The sequence below is a fragment of the Brevibacillus sp. M2.1A genome (assembly GCF_013284355.2).
Classification (GTDB): Bacteria; Bacillota; Bacilli; order Brevibacillales; family Brevibacillaceae; genus Brevibacillus.
On the sequence record NZ_JABSUY020000001.1, the window covers coordinates 4,888,148 to 4,907,455 of the forward strand.

At 48.2% G+C, this 19,308-nt stretch carries 22 protein-coding genes and 1 pseudogene; 12 read left to right on the plus strand and 11 right to left on the minus strand.

The genetic code is table 11. The features are described 5' to 3' along the window. Window positions 1-26: 26 nt before the first annotated feature. Together HP567_RS23375 and HP567_RS23380 are read left to right on the plus strand one after the other, a co-directional pair. Window positions 27-671, plus strand: coding sequence for a CBS and ACT domain-containing protein (locus tag HP567_RS23375; protein WP_173612384.1), 645 nt, complete (start codon window positions 27-29; stop codon window positions 669-671). Next, a complete protein-coding gene (locus HP567_RS23380; protein WP_173612385.1) occupies window positions 668-1,825 on the plus strand; it encodes an acetoin utilization protein AcuC in 1,158 nt (385 codons plus the stop codon). The genes HP567_RS23375 and HP567_RS23380 overlap by 4 nt, the downstream gene beginning before the upstream one ends. Window positions 1,826-1,889: 64 nt before the next feature. Here the strand turns inward: HP567_RS23380 and HP567_RS23385 are convergent, their stop codons facing one another. The 4 genes from HP567_RS23385 to HP567_RS23400 all read right to left on the minus strand — a co-directional run bounded on the left by HP567_RS23385 (window position 1,890) and on the right by HP567_RS23400 (window position 5,527). Continuing rightward, window positions 1,890-2,822, minus strand: a complete 933-nt coding sequence (locus HP567_RS23385) for a 5'-methylthioadenosine/adenosylhomocysteine nucleosidase (RefSeq protein WP_173612386.1) — start codon at window positions 2,820-2,822, stop codon at window positions 1,890-1,892. Between the two features lie 45 nt (window positions 2,823-2,867). Next, the gene (ccpA, locus tag HP567_RS23390; protein ID WP_173612394.1) at window positions 2,868-3,878 is read right to left on the minus strand and encodes a catabolite control protein A; all 1,011 of its coding nucleotides are present in this window, start codon (window positions 3,876-3,878) and stop codon (window positions 2,868-2,870) included. A gap of 116 nt (window positions 3,879-3,994) precedes the next feature. Next, window positions 3,995-4,303 carry a metal-sensitive transcriptional regulator gene (locus HP567_RS23395; RefSeq protein ID WP_007720961.1) on the minus strand — a complete coding sequence of 103 codons (309 nt, stop codon included), beginning with the start codon at window positions 4,301-4,303 and terminating at the stop codon, window positions 3,995-3,997. 126 nt (window positions 4,304-4,429) lie between these two features. Continuing rightward, window positions 4,430-5,527: a bifunctional 3-deoxy-7-phosphoheptulonate synthase/chorismate mutase gene (locus tag HP567_RS23400; protein ID WP_173612387.1), complete on the minus strand. Its 1,098-nt coding sequence runs from the start codon at window positions 5,525-5,527 to the stop codon at window positions 4,430-4,432. Between the two features lie 313 nt (window positions 5,528-5,840). On the opposite strand from HP567_RS23400, the gene HP567_RS23405 reads away from it, so the two are divergent. After that, complete coding sequence (locus HP567_RS23405) at window positions 5,841-7,997, plus strand: cell division protein FtsA (RefSeq protein ID WP_173612388.1); 2,157 nt, start codon at window positions 5,841-5,843, stop codon at window positions 7,995-7,997. A 71-nt stretch (window positions 7,998-8,068) separates the two neighbouring features. On the opposite strand, the gene ytxJ is transcribed toward HP567_RS23405, so the two are convergent. The 3 genes from ytxJ to HP567_RS23420 form a co-directional block, all read right to left on the minus strand. After that, on the minus strand, window positions 8,069-8,395 hold the full coding sequence (gene ytxJ, locus HP567_RS23410; RefSeq protein WP_047071916.1) for a bacillithiol system redox-active protein YtxJ: 327 nt from the start codon (window positions 8,393-8,395) through the stop codon (window positions 8,069-8,071). Between the two features lie 122 nt (window positions 8,396-8,517). Next, window positions 8,518-8,916 (minus strand): hypothetical protein, encoded by a 399-nt coding sequence (locus HP567_RS23415; protein ID WP_173612389.1) that lies wholly within the window; start codon window positions 8,914-8,916, stop codon window positions 8,518-8,520. Between the two features lie 426 nt (window positions 8,917-9,342). Then, the gene (locus HP567_RS23420; protein ID WP_015892416.1) at window positions 9,343-9,576 is read right to left on the minus strand and encodes a hypothetical protein; all 234 of its coding nucleotides are present in this window, start codon (window positions 9,574-9,576) and stop codon (window positions 9,343-9,345) included. Window positions 9,577-9,802: 226 nt separating this feature from the next. Between HP567_RS23420 and HP567_RS23425 the strand changes: the two genes are divergently transcribed. Further along, entirely contained in the window at window positions 9,803-9,895 is a 93-nt protein-coding gene (locus tag HP567_RS23425) for a YjcZ family sporulation protein (RefSeq protein ID WP_017250455.1), read from the plus strand. Window positions 9,896-10,068: 173 nt separating this feature from the next. After that, complete coding sequence (locus HP567_RS23430) at window positions 10,069-11,181, plus strand: aminopeptidase (protein WP_173612390.1); 1,113 nt, start codon at window positions 10,069-10,071, stop codon at window positions 11,179-11,181. A 56-nt stretch (window positions 11,182-11,237) separates the two neighbouring features. On the opposite strand, the gene HP567_RS23435 is transcribed toward HP567_RS23430, so the two are convergent. Then, window positions 11,238-11,771: a PadR family transcriptional regulator gene (locus HP567_RS23435; RefSeq protein ID WP_173612391.1), complete on the minus strand. Its 534-nt coding sequence runs from the start codon at window positions 11,769-11,771 to the stop codon at window positions 11,238-11,240. A 450-nt stretch (window positions 11,772-12,221) separates the two neighbouring features. On the opposite strand from HP567_RS23435, the pseudogene HP567_RS23440 reads away from it, so the two are divergent. After that, window positions 12,222-12,425 (plus strand): annotated as a pseudogene (locus HP567_RS23440) (trypsin-like peptidase domain-containing protein); the annotation flags it as partial. Between the two features lie 85 nt (window positions 12,426-12,510). Here HP567_RS23440 and HP567_RS23445 read toward each other — a convergent pair. After that, complete coding sequence (locus HP567_RS23445) at window positions 12,511-13,584, minus strand: YheC/YheD family endospore coat-associated protein (RefSeq protein WP_173612580.1); 1,074 nt, start codon at window positions 13,582-13,584, stop codon at window positions 12,511-12,513. A 200-nt stretch (window positions 13,585-13,784) separates the two neighbouring features. Between HP567_RS23445 and HP567_RS23450 the strand changes: the two genes are divergently transcribed. The 3 genes from HP567_RS23450 to HP567_RS23460 all read left to right on the plus strand — a co-directional run bounded on the left by HP567_RS23450 (window position 13,785) and on the right by HP567_RS23460 (window position 15,968). Next, window positions 13,785-14,105, plus strand: a complete 321-nt coding sequence (locus HP567_RS23450; RefSeq protein WP_088908731.1) for a winged helix-turn-helix transcriptional regulator — start codon at window positions 13,785-13,787, stop codon at window positions 14,103-14,105. 112 nt (window positions 14,106-14,217) lie between these two features. Further along, the gene (locus HP567_RS23455) at window positions 14,218-15,666 is read left to right on the plus strand and encodes a recombinase family protein (protein WP_173612581.1); all 1,449 of its coding nucleotides are present in this window, start codon (window positions 14,218-14,220) and stop codon (window positions 15,664-15,666) included. Between the two features lie 23 nt (window positions 15,667-15,689). Next, entirely contained in the window at window positions 15,690-15,968 is a 279-nt protein-coding gene (locus HP567_RS23460; protein ID WP_221868157.1) for a S1C family serine protease, read from the plus strand. A gap of 29 nt (window positions 15,969-15,997) precedes the next feature. On the opposite strand, the gene HP567_RS23465 is transcribed toward HP567_RS23460, so the two are convergent. Both HP567_RS23465 and HP567_RS23470 read right to left on the minus strand, forming a co-directional pair. Beyond that, a complete protein-coding gene (locus HP567_RS23465; RefSeq protein ID WP_017250462.1) occupies window positions 15,998-16,144 on the minus strand; it encodes a hypothetical protein in 147 nt (48 codons plus the stop codon). A 62-nt stretch (window positions 16,145-16,206) separates the two neighbouring features. Then, a complete protein-coding gene (locus HP567_RS23470; protein WP_007721245.1) occupies window positions 16,207-16,488 on the minus strand; it encodes a DUF2325 domain-containing protein in 282 nt (93 codons plus the stop codon). 329 nt (window positions 16,489-16,817) lie between these two features. Between HP567_RS23470 and HP567_RS23475 the strand changes: the two genes are divergently transcribed. The 3 genes from HP567_RS23475 to HP567_RS23485 all read left to right on the plus strand — a co-directional run bounded on the left by HP567_RS23475 (window position 16,818) and on the right by HP567_RS23485 (window position 19,266). Further along, entirely contained in the window at window positions 16,818-17,417 is a 600-nt protein-coding gene (locus HP567_RS23475) for an IMEF encapsulin system ferritin-like cargo protein (protein WP_047071899.1), read from the plus strand. A gap of 37 nt (window positions 17,418-17,454) precedes the next feature. Next, the gene (locus tag HP567_RS23480; RefSeq protein WP_007721249.1) at window positions 17,455-18,303 is read left to right on the plus strand and encodes a family 1 encapsulin nanocompartment shell protein; all 849 of its coding nucleotides are present in this window, start codon (window positions 17,455-17,457) and stop codon (window positions 18,301-18,303) included. Window positions 18,304-18,447: 144 nt separating this feature from the next. Further along, window positions 18,448-19,266 (plus strand): alpha/beta fold hydrolase, encoded by an 819-nt coding sequence (locus HP567_RS23485; protein WP_173610995.1) that lies wholly within the window; start codon window positions 18,448-18,450, stop codon window positions 19,264-19,266. The last annotated feature ends 42 nt before the right edge of the window (window positions 19,267-19,308 follow it).

Sequence of the window (19,308 nt, forward strand, 5' to 3'; positions counted from 1 at the left end):
CCTTTTGATTCCAGGAGGTCACTCTTATGCGTATTGAAGAGATTATGCGGAAAAAAATTGTCACGATCCAGCCTTCCACTACAATCGGAGAAGCACTTCTTCTCCTCCGTGCAAACAGAATCAGGCATTTGCCTGTCATTGAAAACGACTCACTCGTAGGCATTGTCTCGGACCGCGACCTGCGAGACGCTCTCCCCTCTCGCCTGCTCACACATGACGATGATGACACCGTCCTGCACAAGCCTGTAGCCGATATCATGAATCAACAAGTCATCACAGCCCATCCACTGGATTTCATCGAAGACGCAGCCCTCCAACTATACGAGCACAAAATCGGCTCTCTACCCATCGTCGAAGGGAATCGGCTCGTAGGATTGATCACGGAATCGGATCTTTTCTCTAGCCTGATCGAACTTTTCGGCGTTAATAAACCTAGCTCCCATATCGAAGTAGAAGTAGACGACCGCGTCGGCATGCTGGCAGAAGTCAGTCAAGTGTTTCGCGATGCACAGGTAAATGTCACGAGCGTCGTGGTCTTTCCTGGGAAAAAGCCGGCGAAAAAGAACCTTGTTTTTCGGGTACAGACCATTGATCCGCGTATCGTGACGCAATTGCTCCTTGAAAAAGGCTTTTCCGTAATCGGCCCTACGGAAGGAGGGATACCCCAGTGAGCCGAAATGCTCGTCTGATCTACTCTCCAGACTACACGCAATATTATTTTCATGATGATCATCCGTTCAACCAGCGTCGTCTGCTCCTCACACACGATCTGATGAGCAGTTACGGAATACTCCAAGACTCAGACATCCTGACTCCCCGACCGGCGACAGATGAAGAACTCGCCCTGGTGCATGACCCACGCTATATCCAATTTGTTCGCGATCAGGGCCATAGTGAACACGAGCTTCCGCAGGCAGCCAGTTATGGCTTGGGAACAGAGGATGTTCCCTGTTTTTCAAACATGCATGAAGCGTCCTCGCTGATCGTCGGAGGTACGTTAAACGCAGTGGACGCGGTTATGAGTGGACAGGCAGAACACGCCTTCAATCCCGCCGGTGGACTGCACCATGCCTTTCGTGGGCGCGCCTCCGGATTTTGTATCTACAATGATTGCTCCGTCGCGATCGCTTATTTGCGAAAAAACTGGAATGCGCGCGTGTTGTATATCGACACTGATGCCCATCATGGGGATGGGGTACAGTGGGCGTTTTACGATGACCCTCATGTATTGACTGTATCCATTCACGAAACAGGAAAGTATCTCTTCCCGGGAACAGGCAATTTGTCTGAACGTGGTGATGGAAGCGGTTACGGTTATTCTGTCAACGTTCCGCTCGATGCCTTCACAGAAGACGATTCTTTTCTGGAAGTATATGAGGAACTTGTGTCAAAGCTAGCGGCTGGCTTCAAGCCGGATGTCATCCTGACCCAAAATGGTTGTGACGCTCATGCATACGACCCCCTCACCCATTTGTCTTGCTCGATGAAAATTTATCAAGCGATTCCTCGCCTTGCTCACCGTCTCGCTCACGAATATTGTGACGGTCGTTGGATAGCAGTAGGAGGTGGGGGTTACGATATTTGGCGGGTGGTGCCACGGGCGTGGACACTGGTATGGAGTGAGATGAGTGATCAGCCTCTTGCGGACGGTGATCTTCCCGAAGCCTGGCTCAAGCGCTGGCAGCCTGAGACGGATTTGCCCTTGCCACCTCGGCTTTTTGACGAACCATTCCCAACAATCCCACGACGAGCAGAGATCACGGAAAAAAATCGGCTTACGTTAGAACGTGCGATGCTGTACGCACCTACTGGATCAGAGAAGTAAGAAAAAAAGCGTCCTGTCCTCGTACCTTTGGGTACTGGTCAGCACGCTTTTTCTATTCCAAACTCTATTTCACCAGCTCTTCCAGCTCAGACGGTGCAAAGCCTTTTACAGCTTTATCACCTACGACTGTAACAGGCACACCCATGAAGCCAAAGCGCTCCACTTCTTCTTGATAGGCACGACTCGTCATGACATCGCGCACTTCAAAGGTAACACCTTTTGCTGTCAGCCAATTCTTAACCATGTCGCAATCCACACAGTTTTTCGTCGAGTAGACAATCACTCCGGCAGTTGTCGATGCTTGTGTTGCTGTCAGCATATTACGGACAATCGCGTAGGAGCGCTGGGAAGCCAGCTTGGTAAATTCCACGAAGTTTACATGCGCGGAGCCGTCTGCTTTATCCGACATCGAACGAACCACGACAAACGGCACGCCATTCATCGCACATACTTGTCCAACAGATGCCCCTTCCATTTCGGTGCAGTGTGCTGCAAATTGCTCATACAGCCATTGAACCTTTTCCCGACTGGCAACAAACTGGTCACCGGACAAGATGCGCCCGCTCACTACTTGAACTCCCGCTTCCAGCTCCTTGCCCGCATCGATCGCTTGCTGCATCAGCCCAGCATCCGCTTGCCAAGTCCATTGCTCTGTAAACGGAATCTGTCCTGGCTCAAAGCCAAGTGGTGTCACATCGATATCATGTTGGATGCAATCCGTCGAAACTACAATATCACCAATATTTAATTCAGGGTGAACGGCTCCTGCTACACCTGTGAAAATGACACGTTCCACTTGGAATGAATCGATAAGGATTTGTGTCGTCACGGCAGCATTCACCTTGCCGACACCTGATTTGCACAGCACGACATCCTTGCCTTCCATTTTACCTGTGTAATAGGTAATGCCTGCTTTGGTGGCTGTAGTCGTCTCTTGCATCGCTTCCAAGTAAAGCGCGATTTCTTCATCCATCGCGCCGATAATTCCGTAACGCATTTCCCATCCCCCTCTTGCTGTCAATTACCTACGTCCCTTTACCGATCAGGCTTGATCGGGTTTTGTGCTCTCCCGATACTCAATTCGATGCGGCAGCAGCACGACATGCTCTTCGACATTTTCGTTATTCATGTACTTGGTCAACAGGCGCATCGCCACCGCACCAATATCGTACATGGGCTGTACGACAGAAGTCAGTCGTGGACGTACCATTTCAACCAGACGAATATTATCGTGACCAATGACTTCGATGTCACCTGGCACGTTCAGGCCAGAATCTTGAATGGCATGGATCGCGCCAATGGCCATCTCATCATTTGCTGCAAAAATCGCCGTCGGCGGATTTTTAAGGGCAAGAAAAGCTTTTGTAGTGGACAAGCCGGATTCATAAAAATAGTTGCCTGTCGCAATCAGCTCTTCATCCAGCTCGATACCCGCATCTTTCAACGCCTTTTTATAGCCTTCATAGCGCATCAACCCTGCCAATGGATCGTTTGCAGGACCTGCGATCATCGCAATGCGCTTGTGCCCGCGTGCAACCAATGCTTCCGTCGCATCATATGCGGCTTGGAAGTGGTCAATGCTAACCGAGGGAAGTACGTTATCCGCATCGCGAGTCGCGGCGAGTACAGTCGGTACGGAGGTGCTTGTTAATGCCTGCAAATGATCTTCTTTGATTTCTGCGCCCAGGAACAGAAGCCCGTCCACCTGCTTTTCGAGCAAAGTATTAATGAGCTGTAATTCCTTTTCCATCCGTTGGTCAGAGTTACACAGAATGATGTTGTATTTGTACATGGTAGCGATATCTTCGATCCCTCGCGCCAATTCGGAGAAAAACAAACTGGAGATATCCGGGATGATGACACCAACTGTAGTCGTTTTTTTGCTAGCGAGTCCACGAGCAACCGCATTTGGTCGATATCCCAAGCGCTCAATCGCAGCCAATACCTTTTTTCGGGTCAAAGGCTTTACGTTGGGATTCCCGTTGACTACGCGGGAAACTGTCGCCATCGACACCCCCGCTTCTCTTGCTACGTCGTATATAGTAACCGGCATCATGCACCCTCACTTTCCCTATTTTTTGGTTTTCATAAGCGTTTTCATAAATATATGCACCTATGATACGACAAGCCGTATGCCGTTGCAATCGTTTTTGACGGCTTGCGCACCCGTTACTTCATGAGTTTGTTCATCGTTTTCAAAAGCTCATCAATCACTTCATGATCGCCTTGCTGAATGCGATCCATCACACAGCTTTTCATATGTCCTTCGAGGAGCATTTTCCCAACCGCATTCAGTGCGGACTGCACAGCCGCAATTTGATTGAGAATGTCGTCGCAGTAGACATCCTTTTCTACCATTCCGCGAATTCCACGAACCTGTCCCTCTACCCGATTCAGACGGGAGATGAGATTCGACTTGATTTTATCAGGTCTTTCAGTGGACCGATCAGTCGAGCAGCATTGATGGTTGTCTTCCATATGGCCTATCCTCCTTCACCAATATCAGCACGTAATTCTAGCTTACTTGGTCGCCAATGGTTCGTCAAATGAGAAAGGTCCTCCCGCGCGCAGGAAGGACCCTTAAAAGATACCTGAAAGATATTCTTATGCTCTCGTTGCCACAATCTCGCCTTTGTACAGGCCAGAAGCGAGCAGTTCATCAACGAACTCATTGAACTGTGGAATGTTCAACTGTTGCTTCGCATCAGACAGTGCCACATCTGGATCTGGGTGAACCTCTACCATGATTCCGTCAGAGCCGACTGCGAAACCTGCTTTCGCGCAAGGCAAGAGCAGATCACGGCGGCCTGTAGAGTGCGTCACGTCTACAAACACCGGCAAGTGCGTCTCCTGCTTGAGGAGTGGTACAGCAGAAATATCGAGCGTATTGCGTGTCGCTTTTTCATACGTGCGGATTCCACGCTCGCACAGCATGACTTGTGTGTTCCCTTCGGACAGGATGTACTCTGCCGCGTAGATGAACTCTTCAATCGTAGCTGAGAGGCCACGCTTCAAGAGGATCGGCTTGTTCACACGACCTGCCGCCTTCAGCAGCTCGAAGTTTTGCATATTGCGAGCACCGATTTGGATGACATCGATGTATTTCGTCGCCATCTCAAGATCTGCTGGCGTCACGATTTCACTGATCGTTACGAGGTTGAATTCATCCCCGATGCGCTTGAGAATTTGCAAGCCCTCTTCACCGAGACCCTGGAAGTCGTATGGCGAAGTACGAGGCTTGTACGCGCCACCGCGCAGTGTGCGCAGACCGCGTTTTGCGTGATTTTCTGCTACTGCTCTTACTTGCTCGTAGCTTTCCACGGAGCAAGGACCTGCGATGAGGATCGGATTTTTTCCTCCGAACTCTACGCCTTTTACCGTGATAACCGTATCCTCTGCCTGTTTCTTACGGCTGACGAGGAGTACTTTTTTCTTATCATCGTCTTGCAGATCTAAAGAAACTTGGAAAATTTGCTTGAACAAATGACGAATAGCATTGTCATTGAAAGGACCTTTATTGTTTTCAACGAGCAGATTGAGCATTTGGCGCTCACGCTCTGGGTCAAAACGGTTGCTGCCCTGTTTTTCTTTTTCTTTGCCGAGCTCTTGAACCAAGGTAGCTCGTTTGTTGATCAATTCAAGAATTTGCAGGTTGATCTCGTCTATCTGCTTACGCATAGTTTCGATTTGATCGTGTGCCATCTCTCTCCACTCTCCTCTTTTTATATAGGGATTTATCGATAAATTAGGGTAATTATAATCGATTCAAACACCCTTGTCAGCAGTTTAGCGCCAAAAAGCGCGAAAGTAAATTTTTTCTGTTTTTTTATCTTTTCCAATTATTCGTCAAAACGAAGAAGATTCCTTGATTCGACAGGATTCTTTCCTTTCAAATCGAATAGTTTTGGATATATGTTCTAGCTAAAAGTGATTGTTCCTTTCCGATACAGACCAAAATCACCGATAAGTATTGTAAAGACTTCATGAACAACCTCTTACAAGGAGTGACCTACATTTGTCTGACATCACAGCCCCTGAGCTTATTTTTTCATTAGATATTGGAACGCGCAGCGTCGTCGGCCTGATCGTGGAAACGACCGGCGAGCAGTACCGCGTATTGGACTGCGCAATTCGAGAGCACGATGAACGCTCCATGCTCGATGGGCAAATTCACGATATCGTCGCCGTAGCTAAGGTGATTCAACAAATAAAAGAAGAGCTGGAGGGGAAATATGGCAAGCTGCATCAAGTAGCGGTCGCTGCTGCCGGTCGGTCATTGCGCACCCGCCGTGTGCGTGTGGACATGCCGTTAGCCAGACATGCCTTCATTTCGCGTGAAGATGTTGTCGCTTTGGAGTTTTCCGCTGTACAGGAGGCTCAAGCCGCATTAGCCCAGGAGCTAAAGGATCAAGACGTCACTCGCTATTATTGCGTGGGTTACAGCGTCGTCCATTACCATCTGGATGGAGAGTTGATCGGGAGTCTGATCGACCAGCGGGGTGACATAGCAAGCACAGATGTGATCGCAACCTTCCTTCCACGTGTGGTTGTCGACTCGCTGATCGCAGCACTGAAACGATGTGATCTGGAAATGCAGGCATTGACGCTTGAGCCTATTGCGGCGATCAATGTCCTGATTCCAGTGACGATGCGCCGACTGAATATCGCATTGGTGGACATTGGGGCAGGTACTTCTGACGTAGCGTTGACTGAGGAAGGGGCAATTACCGCCTACGGCATGGTGCCCGTTGCAGGCGATGAAATCACGGATGCGCTCATGAATGCCTTTCTCATGGATTTTCCGATGGCAGAAGAGGTGAAGCGTCTCTTATCCACCGAGGAGTCCGTCACCTTCACGGACATTCTCGGAATGGAGCATACGCTGAGCGCTTCTGAGGTAACGAGTGCGATTGAGGCAGACATCCAGCAACTCGCCGATAAAATTGCCTTCAAAATATTGGAGCTCAACGGAAAAGCTCCCCAAGCTGTCATGCTGATCGGCGGCGGCAGCCTCACCCCTGGGCTTACCGGAAAAGTTGCTCAGGTCTTAAATATTCCTGCCGCCCGTGTTGCCGTTAGAGGCGGCGATGCGATCAAACAGTACGTCGGAGACAATCCTGCGCTCAGTGGACCTGAGTTCGTAACGCCGGTCGGTATTGCTGTTGCTGCGCGCCGTCATCCGTTGCGCTATGTAACCGTTACGGTCAATGATGCTCCTGTGCGCATATTCGATCTGCGAAAAATGACGTTGGGTGATGCCCTCATTGCATCCGGACTGGATATCCGCCGTCTGTATGGTCGCCCCGGATTGGCGATGACTGTCACGGTAAACGGACGGATGAAAATGATTCCGGGTGGTCACGGTACGGCGCCGGTGATTGAGCGCAACGGGGAGGGCGTCAGTCTCGACACGCCAATCAATGACGGAGACCAAATCACTGTAGTGGCAGGTACAAATGGCGATGATGCACGTGTGTTTGCCAAAGATTTATTCGATGAGCTGGACACGCTTGAAGTGATCTGCAATGACCGTCCCTATTCGCTCGGTCCAGTCGTACATGTTAATGGAGCGGTTGCTACTCTCGATACCTTGATCACTGATCGTGCCGAGGTGGACATCCGTCTTCCGCGCACTGTCTATGAAGTACTGGCGCTCGCTGGACTGAAAACGTCGGCGGAATCGGGCTTGCGTTTTTCCGTGAATGGACAAGATTATTCGATTCCGTCCCGTATCGAGGTGATCGAGCTGAACGGAAGACTAGCGGCTTTGACAGATCTCGTCCGGCAAGGAGATGTCCTCGTATACCGGCTGGATGAAGTCCCCGCCCCTTCCATACAAGATGTCATCCCCTTGGAAGAATGGGTGCAGGAGACTATGATCGTACACTTCAATGGTGAACGGGTCGAATTGCCTGTTGCCCAGGTAACGATTACCGTAGACGGAAAAGCGGCGAATGCCTCTGATCCTGTGAGCGAAGGTGCCGACATCACGGTAAAATCCTCACCTGCGACTACACCTGTGTTTAGCGATGTCTTCCGTTTTGTCGATGTTTCCTTGGAAAAGCCCGACCGTGAGAGTATCTCCGGATTCGTCATGCTCGTCAACGGCGAACAAGCCAACTTCCAGACAGAATTGAAAAGTGGAGACAAGTTGGAGCTATTCTGGGAATAGTCTCTCCCGCGCTCTTTTTCTCCATGCAAAAAGCCGGATTCACCTCCTTATAGGGTGTTCCGGCTTTTTGATTACGCGTTGAGCGCCTGTCCGATCGCGTCCTTCGTAATTTTCCAGTGAGATGTGTGCCATTTTACTTCCCCGTCCTCCAGCAAAAAGATTTGCGGAGATTCGTGTTTGATGGAAAAACGATCCGCTACGGCATTGGATACAGGGCGATCCTCCCTTACCAGAATGACCGCAGATTCCACTTGATTGTCCTGCAAATACGCTTGAAACTCTTCATAAGCGGACGTACTGATTGGGCAGATTGTGCTATGCTTAAACAAAAGCTTTTTCCCATTTTTCGCTACGAACTCATCCAGTTCTTCTATGGAGTGAAGCTGTTTTTGTGACATGATTCATCTCTCCTTATCTTATGTGCCTATCAGTATACCTAAGTCCAAGCAGCAAAGTCTACATTTGCGGTGCAGTGGAGAAATGAAAAAGAGATACCTTTTTCCTAGGCATCTCTTTATCCTTACACCATGATTTTCGTTAGACGTTCGCGTAGCTCCAGCATCCATTTTTCATCGCCAAGGGACTGCGCCAACAAAAACAGATCCAATAGCTCGTTGACTTTTTCACCAAGTAATTCTCTTACGGTCGAATTCACCTTCTCATTAGCAATCAATACCAATAAGTTGGATAACTCTGACATTTCTTCGAATTCGATTGCCTGGCGCTGCGGATGTTGGCCCAGTTCCTCCATGAGTGACTTCAAATCATCCTTAATCACATCTACCACTTGGGAATGGTCACAGTCTTCGTCCACGCAGACGTGTACAGGTACATTCATGATTTTAACCCGTTTCCGGTACACGACATTGCGTAGCTCGATCTCCATTTCGTTCCCGCAGCGGTTGCATCTCTTTTGCAAAATGTTCACCCCTACCTATCTATGTATGTCTCTCATAACTATTCGAGGAGCGTCCTTTCAATCCTGCTAGAGAGCAGGTGGTACTTGGTGGATATAGAGTCAGATATAGACTAGAGTCAACATAGTGGAGGAGAAAAAAAAGCACAGTTCTCTTCGACTCTGACACGCTCACAAGGGGGATTGACTGTCCGTCTCCACTTCAAAAAGGGGACCGTCGATCCAAAGCCACCCTATGGGCGGATGTTTCTCAGGGAAGAAGTGTTCGACAACCGGGTCCCCTTTTTGAAGTTCCGACTGGGTAGGCGTTGTCAAGGTCTACGAGCCCTATGCTTTTTCTTCTCACCAGCTAAGTGCGTTTATCGGTAACGCAAAAAAGACGATGCTTGTAAGAAACATCGTCTTTCCTTTGTGATCAAAACTTCAATCTCACGCGTAGATTGCGTTTACTTTTTCACAATGCGGACAAACAGCGACTTTCCCCGCTTTTCCGTCTTCGTCTTCTACACGATAGCCAGTAATTTGCTCGGAGAAACAAAAGAGACATTCTGTATTGAAGTCCATATCGTACTGCGCTTTCCACACAATGGATTTAAAGTCTTCTCCAACATTAATCGTAATTTGGACCAAATCATGCTGCAGGCTCGATAATGATCTTTGCATCACATAAACATCCTTTCATACTTGCAAAGTCTTTTGGTATCCTCTAGCTTTTCCTGCTTTTCAGAATAATAAACATCGAGAATTGCAAGAGTATGAAAAACGAGAGATTATCAAAACAATTTTCTCAAAAATGGGCGGATGCCCGGTTCGGTCCTATGTGATCACCCATATGTTGTAGATGTAAGCACAAGAGGCTTAACACACACATGAGGAGGATGTTTATTCGATGAGCGGCATCTTTAATGGAGAATTCGACGGCTTCACTCTGGTTTTGATTCTTTTCATCCTGCTGGTTATTATCGGGTGCAGCTGCGATTAATCTTTCTTCCCCGAAGATATAGCCATATTCAGCAGGCCGTTGCATATACATGAAGTACCGAATCCTTCAAGCGCGTTTCCTCCGCAAGCTACCCTCGCCAGTGGGTAGCTTTTTTCTGTTTGAGTTGTGTACAATGGATAAGAATGATATGGAAAGCGAGGGATCCCCTTCCTATGAAAGATCCACGAATTGAAAAACTGGCTGACGTACTCGTCAATTATTCGGTGACTGTCAAGCCTGGTGAAAACGTTTTAATTTACTCCATTGGCAACGTTACCGATCTGACAAAAGCCGTAATTGCCAAGGTATACGAAGCTGGGGGAAATCCGTTTGTCCAACTGATCGACCAATCCGTTCAGCGCGAAATCTTGATGGGTGCCAACGAAACACAATTGGGTATCATGCGTGAAGCAGATGTGGCTTTCATGAAACAAATGGATTGCTACATAGGCATCCGCGGCGGCGACAACATTAGTGAGCTCTCTGATGTACCTGGAGACAAAATGCAGTTGCATTCCAAGCTGCTAGCGCGTCCTGTACTGGATATTCGCGTACCGCATACCAAATGGGTCGTGCTACGCTATCCAAATGCATCCATGGCTCAGTTGGCTAATATGAGCACCGCCGCTTTCGAAGATTTTTATTTCAAAGTGTGCACGCTTGATTACGGCAAAATGGATAAAGCCATGGACAGCCTGGTCGAGCTGATGGAGAAAACCGACAAGGTACGTATCGTAGGACCAGGCACTGATCTGACCTTCTCTATCAAAGATATTCCGGCAATCAAATGTGCTGGTGAAGCCAACATCCCTGACGGAGAAGTATTTACTGCCCCTGTCCGTGATTCCGTCAACGGTACGATCGCGTACAACACGCCATCTCCTTATCAAGGCTTTACATACGACAACATCAAGCTCACCTTCAAGGATGGCAAAATCATCGAAGCAACTGCGAACGACACCGAGAAGATCAATGAAATCTTTGATACGGATGAAGGTGCGAGGTTCGTTGGGGAATTTGCGATTGGCGTGAATCCATACATCCAAAACCCGATGAAAGACATCCTCTTCGACGAAAAAATTGACGGAAGCTTCCACTTCACACCGGGACAGGCCTACGATGAAGCATTTAACGGAAACAAATCCTCCATTCACTGGGACTTGGTTATGATTCAACGTCCTGAGTGGGGCGGTGGAGAAATTTGGTTTGACGATCGCCTGATCCGCAAAGACGGACGTTTCGTTGTACCAGAGCTCGAATGCCTCAATCCAGAAAACCTGAAATAAATGAAAATAAGCGAAGGGCTCATTGTTCACAAGACATGAGCCCTTCGCTTTATTGGCTAAACGGAATAAGCTGGTTGTTTCAACAAGGAAGTCATTTTTTGTTCCATAAAGGAAATCGTTGACTCCAGATGATGAATGGTATACTCCCAGCAAAAACGTTGATAATCGTCAAAATTTACTTCCAGCTTTTTATAAGAAGCCTTACTTTGTTGGAGCAATTGACGCTGCGTATCCAAACAGCCCTCTAGCAAATCCTTTTGTTCGTCGATCGTGCGGCTCTTGCCGAAGAAAATTTTAACCAGCATGTCTGAACGCAATACTGGCGGCAAGATAGGCGTCTGGATTTCTTGACGGAAAGATTGTTTTCCGGCTTCTGTAATACGGTACAAAATCTTGTTCGGCTTGCCAGACTGAATGATTTCTTGCTTCGTCACGAAGCCTTCTTCCTCCAGTTTGCGCAATGCTGGATAAATAGCACCAAAGCTAGCGTCATAAAAGAATCCAATACTGTTTGTAAACGCTTGCTTAATATCGTAGCCACTCATTTCCCCATAGCTCAAGAAACCCAGTATGATCGTTTTAACATCCATCTCTTCGCATCCTCCGTTACCGTTCTTTTTCTCTCTCTAGCGGCTAGGACTTAGCCTTTATGTTCAAAATATTCTTTAACTACATGTTATTATAAATGCATTTAAATAATTATACCAATGCTATTTCTTTATTATATCAATCAAAATTAATGATATAACCATACACTCGACTAGAAATTGGGCGTCCCTTCCCTCTCCACTCCCCATAAGATGATACATACCTATCTGCTGTAGGGGGAGAGATCGGTGAAAAGTAAAAAATGGTCCCAGTATACGCGGGTAAAGTACCCTGTGAGCAGCAGCAGTCTGCACCCATTCAATTTCTTCGTTCCCATTGTCGAGCGAGTTCAAGAGGGAGTAGTCTCCATCGTGACCGAAGATGCTCCCCATTCCAAAGACGTGGATTCGTTAATTCGCAGCCTCATTGATCATGAAGATAATTCTCCACCCATGGAACGAAGCTTTGGCTCCGGATTTCTTTTTCATCCGAAAGGGTATATCTTGACGAGCGAGCATGTCATCGGCAAATCCAAAAACATTTTCGTGAAGCTATATAACGGTAGAGTGTTTGAAGCCAAACGCATTATAGCCGATCGAGTCCGGGATTACGCCGTCATCAAAATTGATGCAGACTGCAAGCTATATCCGCTGCCACTAGGCAACTCCTCTCATACAAAAGTAGGAGAATGGGTCATCAGCGTCGGTTCTCCATCTGTATTCAAAGAGACAAAAAACGAGCCTAGTTCCGGGCCAAATACAGCGCAAATTGAACGGGACGGGCTATCGCCTTCTTGTATAATGCCATGTCACCCATCTGGCGAAAAACCTCTCTTCCCGGCTTGGGATTCACTTCGATTAACCACGCACGTCCGTCCACATCCACCCCAATGTCCAGCCCGAATTCCATCATGCGGCCGAAATAGTCCTCGAGCGTGTTTGCTACATCAAAAGCAAGCCGATAACATTCCTGTTTGATCAGCTCTCCACGCTCCCCGCCAAATCGCCTGAACATAAACCATTCAAAGGGAATCGCTTTGCCTCCTCCATGTAAATTGGAAGTAGCACTGCCATTCTCCCCCATACGTACTGCGCACCCAGTCACCGCCCACTCCCCACGCTCGTCCTTTTGAATCAATAACCGTACATCAACGACATGCTTGCGTAGCAGGCCCAGGTCCAACCCTTGCTGCACCAGGAAATTGCCGTCGCGAATGCGCTGTTCCTCTACCCACGTTTTGACCCATTTTTCCACGCCATCCACCGTATCAATTCGAGCTACATGATGCTTATGCTTTTTGTCACGTCCAGAGAGGTTATACTCCTTGCCACTGCACTTCACTCTGAGAATGCTTCTTCCTCCTGTGCCATTCCCTGGCTTGACATAGACGAGCCCATGGCGTGCGAGCATGTTTCGGATCTTGCCTTTTTCGTAAACATGCGTCTCCGGAATCCAGCGTTTAACGCGTTCATCAGAAGCGAGCAGATTCGTCACTCTCCATTTTTTACTGAACGGACTGTTTGCAAAGAAAAACAGATCGCTATTTCGCAGCCGGATATACTCCTTTACCCTGCGCCGGTACCGATCGATTACGACTTCTGGCCAAGGGAATGTTTTACTCATCCAGCCCCCGTTTGGTTTGGGAATGAAGCCTTTGATCTTTCTGGCGGAAACATTGACGTCCTGATGCGAAAACAGGTAGATTTCTGCGCCTAGCTTTTGCCCTGTTTGAACCAGTCTTCGCAAATAAGCTGGTTCCTCAAAGCGTAACCCCTCCCGCCAGGTTAAAATGCCGATTACCCGTTTTGGAAGCATCGCAACACCCTCTTCGCTTCTTTTCTTTCGCGATTAGTGTATGTGTAGACACCTTATAGGGAAACATTTGTCCATGAAAACGGGCTTGACTTCTCAGCATTGTCAAAGTGTCATTCCAACTTTTCGTTACTTACTTTTTTCAAGCTAATCTGTTAGAATAAAGGGCAACAATAATGATGCTAGATAGAGGTGACGCCGATATGAGTCATGATTTTTCTGGCGAACACATGTGTCCAAAATATGAATGTGCAATGAACGTCCTTGGAAAACGTTGGACCGGCCTGATTATTCATGTGTTGCTACGCGGGACTGTACGATTCAAAGATATCCGGGAAATGGTTCCACATATGAGCGATAAAATGCTCTCGGAAAGACTGAAGGAGCTGGAAGAGCTCGAGATTTTGGAGCGCAAAGTGTACCCAGAGATCCCGGTTCGCATTGAATACGAATTGACCGAAAAAGGAAAAGATTTACGTCCTGTCATTGATTCCATTCACGAATGGGGCCAAAAATGGATGTAGCATAACCCCACTTGTCCAAAACGGATAAGCGGGGTTTTTTATTTGCGGTCAGGCATAAGCTCCTCCCTTTTGCTGTACACTCTAGCAACCCAAGATGAAGGGAGGACGGGCGATGCGAACGGCCGTCTACATTCGCGTCAGTACGGAGGATCAGGCACGCGAAGGGTTTTCGATCCCCGCTCAAAGGGAAAAGCTGCTCTCGTACGTTCACTCCCAAGGATGGGAAGTCCATGCAGTTTACGCAGATGAAGGCGTGAGTGCCAAAGATACGAATCGCCCCGCACTTGGTCAGCTCTTGCAGGATATCCGAACGGGTCAAATCGATGTCGTCCTCGTCTATCGACTCGATCGGCTCACTCGCTCTGTCCTTGATCTGTATCAGCTCCTGCAGGAGTTCGATCGACATTCGGTGCATTTTAAAAGCTGCACGGAGGTATACGATACGACTACGGCAATCGGGCGATTGTTTATAACCTTAGTGGCTGCCCTCGCACAATGGGAACGGGAAAACTTGGCAGAACGGGTCAAGCTGGGGATGAGCCAGATGGCAAGAGAACGAAAACGACCAGGAGGACCTGCACCGTATGGATACAATCTGGTACGAGGAACGCTGGTCGTGAATCAAAGGGAAGCAGCAGGCGTACGAAGCATGTTCGAGCGCTATGATCGAGGCGAATCTCCGCGTCAAATCGCTGAATGGGCAAATCATTCCGGATTGCGCGGCAAAAATGGCGCTTCATGGAGTGCAAGTGCCGTGCTTCGCCTGTTAAAAAATCCGGTCTATCACGGTGCGCTGCGTTGGAATTACACCGACGCCGATCAACAACGCAATGACCCTGAGGAATGGATTATCGAAGAGGCGACTCACCCGGCCATCATCGATCAATCCTGTTTCTCCCGGGTGCAGGAGCGGATGAGTTTTCGGGCAACAAGACACCCCCGCGTTCTCAGCTCCCGCTACCTTTTTTCCGGATTGCTGTACTGCTCGCGTTGTGGCTCCGCGATGCGCGGGAAAACAACTACGATCACAGGAAAAAGGGAAAAAAGCTACACGCACCGCTACTATTTATGTAAAAACAAGTTGGCTGGTACGTGTGATGCTCCTGCCATACGTGAGGATCGCTTGGAAAAAGCCATTGTGCAAGAGCTGATGCAGTATTCGCCAGAGTCAATCGCTGTAATGAAGGAAGTGTATCAGACTGTGTTGCAGACGAATTCCCGCGCTCCCGCAAAAGAAACCGAGCAGCTGCTAATTCGAAGGCAACGTTGGGAACAAGCTTATGAAGAGGGATTCCTTACTCTCCCTGCCTTGCGAGAGAAAATAAGTGCGTTGGAGCTGGCTGCAAAAGAACAGGAACGGGCTTACTCTGCTTTTTCACACGTACACCATCTTGATTTAGATGCCCTTTCCAATTGGAATCTCATTTGGACGTATGCAAATGAAAAAGAACGGCGATTGCTCGTGTGCACACTCATCCAACGTATTGACGCAGAAGCAACAGACGCTGCCTCTGGTCAAAAAAATAGAGAGGTCTGTTTGCGTCTGTTGTCCTTTCATTAAAAATTGCTACTGATTTTGTTTGTATGGATACAGGTGGTTCCCCACTCGGGTTGGAAAATTCTGTGACAGCGGGAATCATCAGTGCTAAAAACCGCCGCCTACAGGTTGCGAAGCGAATGTACGAAGAAATTTTTCAGACGGATGCTGCTATTAACCCAGGAAATAGCGGAGGCCCACTCATTAATTTGAATGGAGAAGTCGTTGGTCTCAATGCATTCATCATTCAATCCAGCCAATGCTTGGGCTTCGCCATCGGAATTGACGCCCTCAAAATGCAACTGGAGCAATACGTATTCAAGTGAGAAGCATCGCTTCAATAAAAAAACCCCGTCTAGGAGGACGGGGATTGCTTCTCTAGTGCAATAAGATATACATTTGGACCTTCTGTGTTGATTTGTTCTTCTGCCTGTTTTAGTTGTTGCAGCTGAGCGGCCGTAAGCTGTGCGATAGGCAGTTCACTCAGACGATTCTGTTCCATGCGCATTCCTCCGTTGGTGTCAGACTCACGATCGTAGTCTGCCCGATCCGGAGAGTATGTATTTACGCAGTGAGGTCAAAAGCTTTGGCAATCGCAGAACACGAACGCTTGCAGAAAACGATGGGCAGCTCGCGATCTTTGGCTTGGTTTTTCACAGTTTTGGCCAAGTTGTGATTGACGAAATCAGTCAACACCAGAATCATGTGGATACCAGCTGGAATTTTCACCCCGGTTTGCGAGCTTTTCCGTCCAGTTACGTGGTGAATATCCTTGAAGCCTTGACCCTGCAGAAATTCGATAATATTGCCCAGACGATCTCCGCCTATAACTAAAATGGATGACATAACTTGTTACCTCCTTAAATTTAGGTGATGTAGGATTTATGTTTTCTTCTCTGAATGCTAATTGATAATGAATATCACTCTTATTGATAAATATTATCATTCCCATTTGGCTTTGACAATACTCTCCATGATAACTTTTTTGTCAAAAAACAAAACTAGATACGATGCCGATAAGAAAAGCCACGGCGCTCTAGTGTTCCGGCCCTCTTTTCCAAATTACACCGCACCATATTCTTCATAATCATAGGAAAATGTACATAGGTGTTGCCCGGGTGTTTTTTCCAAAGGTATAATGAAAAAATAGATTGTGAATGAGGAGGTGGCGTAGGGTGCAAGAAATTACACAGCTGCACGCCATTTTTGATCGCACCAGAGGTTACATCAACAGTTTCATGGGCGTTATCCAGCCGATTATCGACGCGGCAACGGACGAGCATACTCGTCTTTACTACCATCATATTTTGGAAGAAGAAGAACAGCGCATGGGACGCTTGCAGGAATTGGTTCCCTACCTGGAGAAGCTGTCAGCAGGAAAAAGCCTGGATCAGCTAAGTGATCGCGACCTCTCACAAATGCTGTCCGATGTGAATCTGGAACGTTTTGGACTGCACAATTTCCGCGAGCATCTGGAGCTCTCTCTGTATGAATTCAAGGATGACGAAACACGTCAGCTCCTGGATGGCATGCGTGAAAAGACGCATACAGACTATTTGACAGTCAAAGAGATCATGGCGAACATAAGCCAACGCTTCTCTGATGCGGCTCATCCTGATCTCACTGATCACGATGAGGGGCATGACATTCACCAGGTTGATCATTTGAAAGCCTCGGCTTCCGCTCCTCACGGTGTTGCTTCCGTGATCAAGCATTCCGCCCCTGCAGTTTCTGGCAAAAAAGGACTGACTGTTGGCAGCTTGAAAGGAATGTAAAGAATCGGAAATCCTGAAATAACATGGAGGTTACACTATGGACAAGCTTCGTAAATACCCAGACTCTCCCTTGACGACCGAAGAATGGAACCAGTTGGACGCAACTGTCGTTGACATGGCTCGCCGCCAGCTGGTAGGACGTCGTTTTATCGATATTTATGGACCATTGGGTGAAGGCATCCAAACCATTACCAACGATGTATATGAGGAATCTCGTTTTGGCGGTCTCTCCCTGCGCGGAGAATCACTGGAAATGACACAGCCTAGCCGCCGTGTCAGCATGACGATTCCGATTCTGTACAAAGATTTCATGCTCTACTGGCGCGATGTTGCCCAAGCACGCACACTGGGTATGCCTTTGGACATGAGCGCGGCTGCGAACGCGGCTGCGGGTGGTGCACTGATGGAAGACGATCTGATCTTCAACGGCGCTGCGGAATTCGACCTTCCTGGTCTGATGAACGTAAAAGGCCGCCTCACTCATCTGAAGAGCGATTGGATGGAATCTGGCAATGCATTTGCCGATATCGTGGAAGCACGCAACAAGCTGCTGAAAATGGGCCACAGCGGTCCGTATGCACTGGTTGTTTCTCCTGAGCTCTACTCTCTCTTGCATCGCGTGCACAAAGGCACCAACGTGCTTGAGATCGAGCACGTTCGCAATCTGGTTACAGATGGTGTCTTCCAATCCCCTACCATTAAAGGCCGTTCCGGCGTATTGGTAGCGACTGGCCGTCACAATCTCGACCTGGCGATTGCAGAAGACTTCGACTCTGCGTTCCTCGGAGACGAGCAAATGAACAGCCTGTTCCGTGTATATGAGTGCGTTGTATTGCGCATCAAGCGTCCAAGCGCCATTTGCACCTTGGAAGAAACAGAAGAATAGGATGCTCAATTACACACCCATTGACGATTCTCGTTATGGGTGTGTTTTTTCATACTTGAAATATGTAACAGATCACTTATAATAAGAACATACATTCGGAACTTTCGAAACAATCTGACACAAATGTCATTTAGGGGGCTTTTTATGAGATGTGAAGTCAATGGCGTCAACCTTTATTACGAGGAGATCGGAAGTGGTTTCCCTGTCGTAATGATTCACGGCTTTTCACTTGATCACCGCTGCATGACTGGCTGTCTGGAACCAATTTTTGAGAAACGTCCGGGATACCGACGACTTTACATAGACCTGCCGGGAATGGGACAAACGGAAAACTACGACCATATCCACACCACAGACGATATTCTGGAGGTTGTCCTCGCGTTCATTGATCGACTTATTCCAGGAGAGCCCTTTTTCATTGCAGGTGAATCATACGGCGGATATCTGACACGAGCAGTGATCGAAAAGCGCCGGGATCAAGTGAAGGGCGCCCTTTTCATCTGCCCGAACGTCATTCCTGATAAAGAAAAGCGCACACTGCCGGATAAGCCCGTCTTGATAAAGGAGCCTTCTCTCTGGGAGCAGCTAAGCGTGACGGAACGGGCGGAGTTTGAGTCGATGGCGGTAGTCGCTACTGATTATACGTGGAATCGCTATCGAAAAGAGATTATCGATGGCTACATGCTGTCTGACCCTTCTTTCCTCACGAAAATCAGACAAGCGTATGGCGTGTCCTTCCCATTAGATACGGCCCCCTTCCCCCATCCGAGCCTTTTTCTTGTCGGCAAACAAGATCATTCTGTCGGTTATCGCGATATTTGGGATATCATCGAAGGCTACCCGCGCTCTACCTTTGCCGCTCTCGATTGTGCCGGCCACAATTTGCAGATCGAGCAGCCGCTTCTGTTTACAGAGCTTGTGAATGAATGGCTGGATCGTGCAGAAAGAGAGATCTCCCTGTAAACATGCATAAAAAAGACAACCAGCTCAAGGAGAATGGTTGTC